Source organism: Providencia sp. PROV109 (assembly GCF_033681625.1).
Classification (GTDB): domain Bacteria; phylum Pseudomonadota; class Gammaproteobacteria; order Enterobacterales; family Enterobacteriaceae; genus Providencia; species Providencia hangzhouensis.
Genome location: NZ_CP096320.1, coordinates 2035483 through 2044434, shown reverse-complemented (window position 1 = coordinate 2044434; position 8952 = coordinate 2035483). Strand labels below are relative to the sequence as shown.

The 8952-nt window shown below is 43.3% G+C and carries 10 protein-coding genes and 1 pseudogene; 1 reads left to right on the top strand and 10 read right to left on the bottom strand.

All coding sequences use genetic code 11. The features are described 5' to 3' along the window. Positions 1-14: 14 nt before the first annotated feature. The 6 genes and pseudogenes from M1F25_RS09440 to gpU form a co-directional block, all read right to left on the bottom strand. Complete coding sequence (locus M1F25_RS09440; RefSeq protein WP_181489614.1) at positions 15-3080, bottom strand: phage tail tape measure protein; 3066 nt, start codon at positions 3078-3080, stop codon at positions 15-17. Next, positions 3055-3369, bottom strand: a complete 315-nt coding sequence (locus M1F25_RS09435; protein ID WP_181489613.1) for a phage tail assembly protein T — start codon at positions 3367-3369, stop codon at positions 3055-3057. Before M1F25_RS09435 ends, M1F25_RS09440 begins: the two co-directional genes overlap by 26 nt. Before the next feature lie 23 nt (positions 3370-3392). Further along, on the bottom strand, positions 3393-3770 hold the full coding sequence (gene gpG / locus M1F25_RS09430) for a phage tail assembly chaperone G (protein ID WP_181489612.1): 378 nt from the start codon (positions 3768-3770) through the stop codon (positions 3393-3395). Positions 3771-3875: 105 nt separating this feature from the next. After that, the gene (locus M1F25_RS09425) at positions 3876-4562 is read right to left on the bottom strand and encodes a Rha family transcriptional regulator (protein WP_166687537.1); all 687 of its coding nucleotides are present in this window, start codon (positions 4560-4562) and stop codon (positions 3876-3878) included. 217 nt (positions 4563-4779) lie between these two features. After that, a pseudogene (locus tag M1F25_RS09420) lies at positions 4780-5271 on the bottom strand (phage tail tube protein); the annotation flags it as partial. Between the two features lie 11 nt (positions 5272-5282). After that, on the bottom strand, positions 5283-5639 hold the full coding sequence (gene gpU, locus M1F25_RS09415; protein WP_232368737.1) for a phage minor tail U family protein: 357 nt from the start codon (positions 5637-5639) through the stop codon (positions 5283-5285). Between the two features lie 46 nt (positions 5640-5685). Between gpU and M1F25_RS09410 the strand changes: the two genes are divergently transcribed. Then, positions 5686-6854 (top strand): IS3 family transposase gene (locus M1F25_RS09410; protein WP_094963266.1). Its coding sequence is split into 2 segments (ribosomal slippage): positions 5686-5935 and positions 5935-6854, totalling 1170 coding nucleotides; the frame shifts between segments, so codons are not numbered across the junction. Here the strand turns inward: M1F25_RS09410 and M1F25_RS09405 are convergent. The 4 genes from M1F25_RS09405 to M1F25_RS09390 all read right to left on the bottom strand — a co-directional run bounded on the left by M1F25_RS09405 (position 6847) and on the right by M1F25_RS09390 (position 8815). Next, complete coding sequence (locus M1F25_RS09405) at positions 6847-7320, bottom strand: protein kinase domain-containing protein (protein WP_232368736.1); 474 nt, start codon at positions 7318-7320, stop codon at positions 6847-6849. The two genes, M1F25_RS09410 and M1F25_RS09405, sit on opposite strands and share 8 nt — an antisense overlap. A gap of 173 nt (positions 7321-7493) precedes the next feature. Then, positions 7494-7985 carry a hypothetical protein gene (locus tag M1F25_RS09400; protein WP_181489610.1) on the bottom strand — a complete coding sequence of 164 codons (492 nt, stop codon included), beginning with the start codon at positions 7983-7985 and terminating at the stop codon, positions 7494-7496. A 58-nt stretch (positions 7986-8043) separates the two neighbouring features. Beyond that, complete coding sequence (locus M1F25_RS09395) at positions 8044-8610, bottom strand: lysozyme (RefSeq protein WP_181489609.1); 567 nt, start codon at positions 8608-8610, stop codon at positions 8044-8046. Beyond that, positions 8591-8815, bottom strand: a complete 225-nt coding sequence (locus tag M1F25_RS09390) for a class II holin family protein (protein ID WP_004911666.1) — start codon at positions 8813-8815, stop codon at positions 8591-8593. Before M1F25_RS09390 ends, M1F25_RS09395 begins: the two co-directional genes overlap by 20 nt. Between the last annotated feature and the right edge of the window lie 137 nt (positions 8816-8952).

The window sequence follows — 8952 nt, the reverse complement described above, 5'->3', positions numbered from 1 at the left end:
TTAAATTTACTTTATTAAGAGAATGAACCACCATCACGACGCTGCTTTCTCATGTAATCTTCAGCTCCTTTTTTACCCACTTCATAAACCGCCTTAAGTGCTTGAGGTCCAATCTCACCATTTGAACCATCATTTTGAATAGTGACATGGTTGGTTTGATAGAAATCACCAGAATTTTGCTTCGTATTCGCAGCAATAACACCTAGTTTTCCATCAATACCACGGCGCAAAGGTAGTATCGCCTCTGGCCCCGCCTCACCCATAAGTCCGGCACCGCGAGCAAAAGGGAATAAAGTTGGTTTAGAAACAATCTGACCACTATAAGCACTTAGACCAGGAGTGTTGTACACGCCACCATTAGCATTCGGTGTCACGCTACCAAAACCAAAGGCTTCAAACCCTTTAACAATGGTCATTTTAATCGCAATTTCAGCTAGCATTTTTAGGATAGAGCGAGTGAAATCTTTAAAGTTAGCCTCACCCCCTGTGAGCGTTTCTGCCAGCTGAGAACTAAAACCATTGAGCGTAGCTGAGGTTACATTTTGGATTTGTGCATTAGCATCCAACGCTGCATCACGATAATTCCCCCAAGCCGTACTAGCACCTGATGCCCAATCCGTTTTTGCAGCATCCTCCTTATCAAAAGTAGCTTGCTTAGCTGATTTAACTTTGTTCCATTGTGGTGTATCACCATAAACAGTGCGAAGCTGTTCCATTTCCAAGGCACGCTGAAGTTCTATGGTGGACTTACCCAGTGAATCAGCAATTGCTTTTTGCCTCGCCTCCTGTTGTTTGACATACTTATCAGCCTGATCCTGCAATTTATTTAAGTGCTCTTGCTTGGCAATTTTGTCACCCAAATCCGCTAACTGCTTTTTATTCGCAAGAATACTTTCTTTATTTTTCAATAAGGATTGTTCATCAAGAGATAAGTTACGAGTCTTTCGAGCTTCTTCTAAAACTTCAAATTTAGCCAACTCCAATTGCAGGTTTTTACGTTGCTGACTAAGGAAATCAGTTGCTGAAGAATGTTGCTCAAGAAGTCTTAATTGTGCCTGAAGAGATGTAACCTCTGCTTGTGTGGACTCGTCATGCCGAGTGCCCATATCAGGTTTATAGGCTTTCCCTTTTGGTGTTTTACGGTCTATCTCCTTTTGGTACCGCTCCTTTTCTCGCTTGATAGCTTCATCTTTTGCGGCTTGAGAGGCATATTCATCATTCCTGATTCGCCTCAATTCACTCTGATGTTTTTCTTCTGCGGTTTCATATTTCTTTTTTAATGCTAAGTCTGCTTCAAGCTGCTTCTTCATTCTCTCATTAAACGCAGTAATAGCATTTGTTCCCGCTTTAAATGATTTCTCATTGGCTACTTGATTTTGCAGGATTTTAATCTCTGACGTGAGATTTTTAACTAAAGTTTTGTTTGCCTCTAAATTTCTTGTGGCATTTTGATTTAAAAAAGACTCAGAATTTCTTCCAACCCCATAACCTGTTGTATCTGGCGCCCCCCCTTTTTCTGCTAGCTCGAGTTCTTTTTTAATCGCAGCCAATTGCTTAACTTTTGCGTCTAACTTTTCTTGTACAGAAACTGAACGACCTACATTAAGCATCTGGTTCCATGCGTTTTGAGCTGCTTCCCCAACCCATTTCCATGCAGTTTCAAGCGTCCCTAAATTTTCACTTATTTGCTTGGTCCGTTCATTCATTGAGGTAGAAAAAAGCTCCCATGCTAATTTAGTTGCTTCAGTCTTCCTCCCCTGCTCCTCTAGCGTAGTTATTTGCTCAAGTTGTGTCGCTGTCAAAAAATGAAGGGATTTGTCCAGTTCCATGACTGCTTGAACAGGCTGATCTTTAAGGCGCTGAAACTGTTTAATGGTTTCATCAATAGATTGCCCTGTTGCCTTTTCCATTTTTGCCGCAACGCCAGCAACCATATCAACTTGCGAGCCAGTGAATGAGCCAGAACCCACCACTTGAGCTAACGTATCCGCCATTTTGTACTGTGTGATGCCATCACCCGAAAGGGATTTGGCTAAGGCGTTAAGTTCGCCTTGAGTTTTAGCGGCATAGTTTCCTGTTAAGATAAGCTGTTTATTGTACTCGGTGAGCTCCTTAGATCCTTGGTATGCAGCAACACCAAAAGCCGTTAGTGCACCAGCGCCGGCAAACATAGCCACTTTCCATGGTGTAATTAAGGAGGTGATCGCTTTTAGTGAATTACCAAAACCACCAAAAGAATCTTTAATTTGCCCGCCTTGCTGAACAGCCACTAACCATGGTGGCATGCCAGAAGCCAAAGAAGTAACAATATCGGTCATTTGCATAGGTAATTGACGCATAGCTTGACGATACTGGCCAGAGGTTAAAGTTACCCCTTTCATAACACTATTTTGCTTTTCCAGCTTACGAATATAAATATCCGCTGAACTCGACACCCCAAGCTGTGCGGCTTGCAATCGCAGCATTTCAGTACGTGACAAGTTTTGCTGTGTGACCTGTTCTTTTAACTTATTAATAAAACGCTGCTTGGCTTGTGCTGCGCTATTTTCTGACTGTGTAATGGATTTTGATGTACCAATTGCTTGCGAGGTAAGCGCTTGATAATCTTTGACATGCAATAATCCCTGCTGCATGTCCTTGTTCATTTTGCGCTTAATGGCGCTCAGATCTTCTAATCCCTTACCATTCGCTTTAATTGCATCCAATTGGGCATAATATTGCTCAGCCAGTACTTCTTGGCTTCTGGCGTTTTGTGCTCGCCGCGCTTCAGCTTGAATGAGCCCCTGTATATTTTTGTGTGCTGCATCCAATTCAGCATTAGCCCGCTTCCGTTCGCTGGCTAATTTTTGCTCCGCTGAAATAGACTCATTTTCAAACTGCTTGAGTTGTGACCGTGAGCGTGCAAGTGCCGCTTCCGCCCTCGCCGCTTGCTTGGCTAAAGCGTCTTGACGCATTTTTTCAAATCGCTGCTCATCGCGCTCTTGCTTTTCTAGTTCGCGCTGAACTCGACCGGCTTTTTCAAGAAATTCGGTTGTATTCGCGCCAATCTTAATCTCAAGATCCGCTATTTGGTTGCTCATACCGCACCCCTCCTGATATCCCCTCACTGGCTAACTGAATGGCTTCGTCTGACATTTCTCCCTCATCTACCTCAACATCAGTTAGCAACATAAAATCGGTCAACTCGGTTTTTGTGCCACTCATTGCCATATAAAGAGAGGTGTGCAAGGCAGCAAATTCAATATCAACAAGTTGAGGCATAAAAGGCGTCTTGCTGAAGTGTGTCACCCAATCACTAAACTCGGAGGCGCTCATTTCACTTAGCATTCGACGCCAATCTGGACGCCCAAATTCACGCGCAAGTCGCAAAGCAAAAATACGCTCACGGCTGGCTACTTTTCCAACGTGATAAGCTCACCGTCTTCCGCTTCATCGTCATCACTCTCAGAACTCGACATGCCGCTGATTTCCGAGATAGCGCGAACCGCTTCGCTTAATGCATTCATGCTCCATGTTTGCGCAATTTCGTCGTAGAGATCATCAATGTCACGATCGCGGTCTTCATGCCAACGTGAGCGAGAAACCAGCCATGCTTGGCTTTCTACCATTGAGCGCATTGATTTAGCATCTTTTTCAGCACCTTCAAGCCCTTCAGTTTCTTTCTCTTTTTTAGCTAGAAAATCAAAGTAATCTGCGCGCTGCAGGGCGGATAGCTCATAGAGAACAACATTTTCATCGCTAATAGTGATTTCTTTTTTCTTTAAAAACATATCGATACCTTTTCATTAAAAATAAAAAAGGCCGCTGAGCGACCTATTCAGGCGATGCAACTTTTAGTGCATCGGTCATCTATTGATTTACAAGCAAAGCAATTTTTATGCGGCCAATCTGTGCATTTCTTCTAGCAGCGGTTGTTTATGGTTTTTGTTAAATAACTTGGTTAATTCATCTTTTCGTTGCTGAAAGCTCCACCCCATTGAGATAAATACAGTATTTGCTCTTTGCAGCTCAGTTACACAATGTATTTGCTCTGGGGTTAAATAATCACGAATAGGCTCTTCCTTCCCTATATCGTTATGGACACGAAACTTAGCAGAAGTCATACCAAGTACAATACGATTAATTAAGTCGGCTTCATTGCTGAAATGATGAGGTGAAATAACCTTCCCTTGCTCCTCTCTCGACTTTTTAACAGCATCAGTCATTGGCTTATATTCCAATCTTGATGTGTTTCTATCTAATTTCTTAGCAGCTAAAGCCGAGCGCATTTTGAAAAATTCAGAAACAAGCCTTTTCTTGAACGCCCTAACAACATCATTGTTACGCATGTATGTAATTAACAATGTTGCCTGCTGCTCATTAAGTAATGCTACTTGTTGCTTTTGTCGTCCACCTTCTGTATCAAAGGATCGCATTTCAAATGCCACCCTTCCAAATTCATTGAGGTCATCGACATAGTGACGAACAAGCTGAATTACTGTTTTGTGTTTCTTTTTAACGCCATCAGCAATTGCAGAAGAGCTAGCTAATAAATCAAACTTTTTAATTTCTACTAAAGACATAGTTAGTTCCTTTTAGAGATAAACCTTGCGCTCAGGAGTAACCAGCCCAAAGAGGGTTAACCAAACCACTACTGGTTATCCTCAAGGCTTATCCTGAAAGGTTCTTTGGTGTGTATGTGCCGAGCGTGGCACAGGGTGAAATGCATATAAAAAAAGCCACATTTCTGTGGCTATTTCATTGATTAGACGAACTTAATTACTCTTTAGGCTGATTAGCCGTTTTACCCGTTGGCTTTGGTGTAATTTCTTCTGCCATCGTTGGGCGACCGGTATTTTTAATTTTTACCGTACGCGTCATGGTTTCTTTGATCGGAATGGATTTACCTAGGGCGCTAATCCAGCCTTTAAATAAATCCAACGTGCCGTTCGGGTACGAAATTTTGTAAAAGCGCGGCAAGCCTTCATCAAACCACTCAATCAGGTCTTTTTGCCCTTCCTCGCCCGGTAACCAAGCAAGAGTAATACTGGTTTCACCTGAGGATTTCTCACCTTGAGTGGTGTTTTCCCAGTCCCCATCAGGATCATCAAGATAGCTATCATCTTCACTTGCCGCCGTGATTTCTCCCGGCTCCAGTGACTTAATTTTAGCTAACCGAATAAAGCCCGTTTCGCTAAAGGGATCTTGGGTTGGGTCACCCGTGCCGGTATAGACCCAAAGTGTGGTACCTGCCCCCTTGGTGGGAGCTAATGGATTTGGTACTTTTGCCATCGTAAAATTCCTTACATGTCATATTCAATTTGGTAGGTGATATCAACCGAAGCCCATAACGCCATTTCATCATCGCGATCATAATCAAACCCTTTCGGGGTCATATCGGTTAATACATCACCTAAACTGCTCATGCTTTCGATAGCTGGATATAGCTTTTCTTCCACCCATTTATCTAAATCAGAGTCAGTTTTGGCGGCTTTTAAAAAAAGCTCGATATGAAGGATGGCGGTCCATTGGTTGCTATCAAGGTAGCGTGGATCAGGGTGGGGCTCTGTTAAATAAACAGCGACAACAGGCAGCTCACTTTCATCAAAGTTAACAGGTCGCCCGTCATAAGTTTGTAGTGGTTTAATAAATTTGGCCACCTGAACAGAGGTGATATGCTCACCTCAGAACAACACAGGTGCCTTAATGAAAAAACGAAATTTCAGTGCAGAATTCAGACGTGAATCAGCCCAGCTGGTTGTGGATCAGAACTATACAGTTGCAGATGCCGCGAAAGCCATGAATATCGGGCTTTCCACCTTGACGCGGTGGGTAAAGCAATTACGGGACGAACGGGCAGGCAAAACACCGAAAGCATCCCCTATCACGCCGGAACAAATTGAGATACGTGAGCTGAAGAAAAAAATTCAACGTATTGAAATGGAAAACGAAATATTAAAAAAGGCTACCGCGCTCTTGATGTCAGACTCCCTGAACAGGTCTCGGTGATCGGGAAACTCAGAGCGCATTATCCTGTGGCCACTCTTTGCTGCGTGTTCGGAGTTCACCGCAGCAGCTATAGATACCGGGAAAACCGGCCTGACAATCCGGACGGCAGGAGAGCCGTATTACGTAGTCAGGTTCAGGAGCTGCACGGCCTCAGTCATGGCTCAGCAGGTGCAAGAAGTATCGCTGTAATGGCAACACACAGGGGCTTCCGGATGGGACGATGGCTTGCCGGACGGCTAATGAAGGAGATGGGGCTGGTGAGCTGTCAGCAGCCTGTTCACCGGTATAAACGTGGCGGTCATGAACACATTGCTATCCCGAACCACCTTGAGCGACAGTTCGCAGTGACAGAGCCCAATCAGGTATGGTGCGGCGACGTAACGTATATCTGGACCGGTAAACGCTGGGCATACCTGGCCGTTGTACTCGACCTGTTCGCAAGGAAACCCGTGGGCTGGGCAATGTCATTTTCTCCGGACAGCAAACTGACAACCAAAGCGCTGAAAATGGCATGGGAAATACGAAATAAGCCATCCGGGCTCATGTTCCACAGTGATCAGGGTAGCCACTATACAAGCAGGCAGTTCCGACAGTTACTGTGGCGATACCGGATAAAACAAAGTATGAGTAGGCGTGGTAACTGCTGGGATAACAGCCCGATGGAGCGCTTCTTCAGAAGTCTGAAAAATGAGTGGGTGCCGGTGACCGGCTACATCAGCTTCAGTGAAGCAGCCCATGCAATAACGGATTATATCGTCGGGTATTACAGCGAAGTCAGGCCGCATGAATATAACGGTGGATTACCACCAAACGAATCAGAAAACCAATACCGGAAAAACTCTAAAACCGTGGCCAATTTTAGTTGACCACTACACTGTATTGAAGAATATTTGCAGGCTTTAAGTCTCTATGAACGTATTCATGGTCATGTATGGTCTTAATGCCCAGAATTATTTGTATCACTGACTTAATTTTATCTTCAGCTGACATGCCAGCCTTAATAGCCTCGACCAAGTTACAATCAGCTTTCTCCATAACAAAATAAGGTTTGTCTCCAGCTGTACTGAACAGCACTATTGGCGCTATGGAATCATAATTAATTCGATTAAGAGTACACTGTGTTTTGATCTCAACTAAAAACCTTTCCCTCAAATCAGCAATTTCTTTTAACTTTGTATTGTTATTTTCTGGTGATGGGGAGAAATACTTTCTTGCGTATCTTTTTGAGTGTGTTTTTTGCAAGTTGTATACATTAACCTCATAAACCTCCCCAAAGCCTCCGCGCCCTAACCTTTGCAAATCCTCTAAAAAATAATTGCCACATTGATCCACATTAAGTCCTCAAATAAGAAGCTACGGGATTATGAGAGTCAATCTCGTCCTGAGCTAGTACAAATCACCATAATTTAACTTTATGATACTAGGCTTGGAGGGTATAGAGAATAGTTAATTTATTTAATATTGACTCGGTTCTAATTATATTTTGAATAGGAATTGAGGCTAGATTACTCCTCCCTACTCCGTTCAATCCCTCGAATAGCTTTTAATTGCTCATTGGCCTTATCTAACGCTGATAATAAAGGGTCAATCCATAGCACCGCTTGGCAATAAGTTAAGGTGCTGGTGGTAGTGGTACTAGTACTGGCTCGGTTAACGTTTTGGGGATCGGCGTACATTGACCGTAATTCGTAGGTGTACTTGAGCAACCCATCAGCAATAGGCTGAGGCACAAGCAAATCACAAGTAAGCTCTTTTTTGAGTATTTCTCGATATTCAATGACTTTCTCCTGTGATTTGGCTTCACTCTGAATGCCATGGCGATAAGCTGTAGTAGCTATTTGATTAAACCGATTGAATTGAAGCGACTGGGTAGCAATAATTTTACTTTTGTTACTGTTATCTATCTTCAGCAACGAATTGCTTTCATATTCACTTACAGCCCACCAGCCTAGACCGATAACCATAAGAAATAACCACGTAGAACTATCTATTTTCATAAGTTCACCTGCTTACCTCTGTAGTGATCTAGGGCTTTTTGGCAACGCATTTCTAAGCTTACCTTGTCAACACCACAGGTATCGTCTCTGAGTACATATACGCCAGTTGCCAAGTAGACGGGGAATCCGATAAAGAATAAGAGTAAGCCGAGTCGAACTTTCCAAGGCATACTGCATTTTCTATCTCTCTGCGTGTTATCAGGCCTTTCCACTCTTTACCCCCTGCATAAGTCCAGCGTTTTAATTCATTGCAAGCACCAGCGATATCACCTGCATTCAGTTTCTTCAGCATCGTAGAACGTGCAAAAGCACCCGTGCCCACGTTGTAAGCAAAGGAATAAATAGCGGCTCGGGTGTTATCGTCGATATCAACTTTGATTAGAGGGTCCACACCCTTTCTGACTTTGCTGAGGTCTTTTTCAAGCAAAGCTAAACATTCAGATTCTGTATAGGTTTTGGTGGGGATAATATCGGCTCCCGTATGCCCAAAACAAACCGTGGTGACATTCACGACATCTTTATACGGTTTAGTTTCCATGCCTTCAAAATAAGCAATCATGCTTACAGTCAAAGCAATTAAGCCACCAGCGGCAGCCTTTTTGATTTTATTTGGTATCTTTGGCATGAGCCGCCTCTTTGCGTTTATCTTCTTTTCGTTTGAAATATAAATTTGTCAGAAATGTCGCTACACCTAAAAGCAGGCTTCCTAATACCCCAATTGCTGCCCACTGCTCAGATGAGAAACCATCTAACAATTGTTTTAGCCAATAGAATGTTGAACCCGTAGAGGCAGCATAGGAGGCGCCAGTTGTTAATTTGTCCATACGCATATACCACCCCCTACGGAGTGCCCGAAATTAGTTAATAGAAAGCCACCAGCAATAGCAGCTAGATTTAGATTAATGAATTTAATCAGTATTTGAGATAAGTTAGAGATTCAGCCCTATGTGACTTACCGAAGGGATGG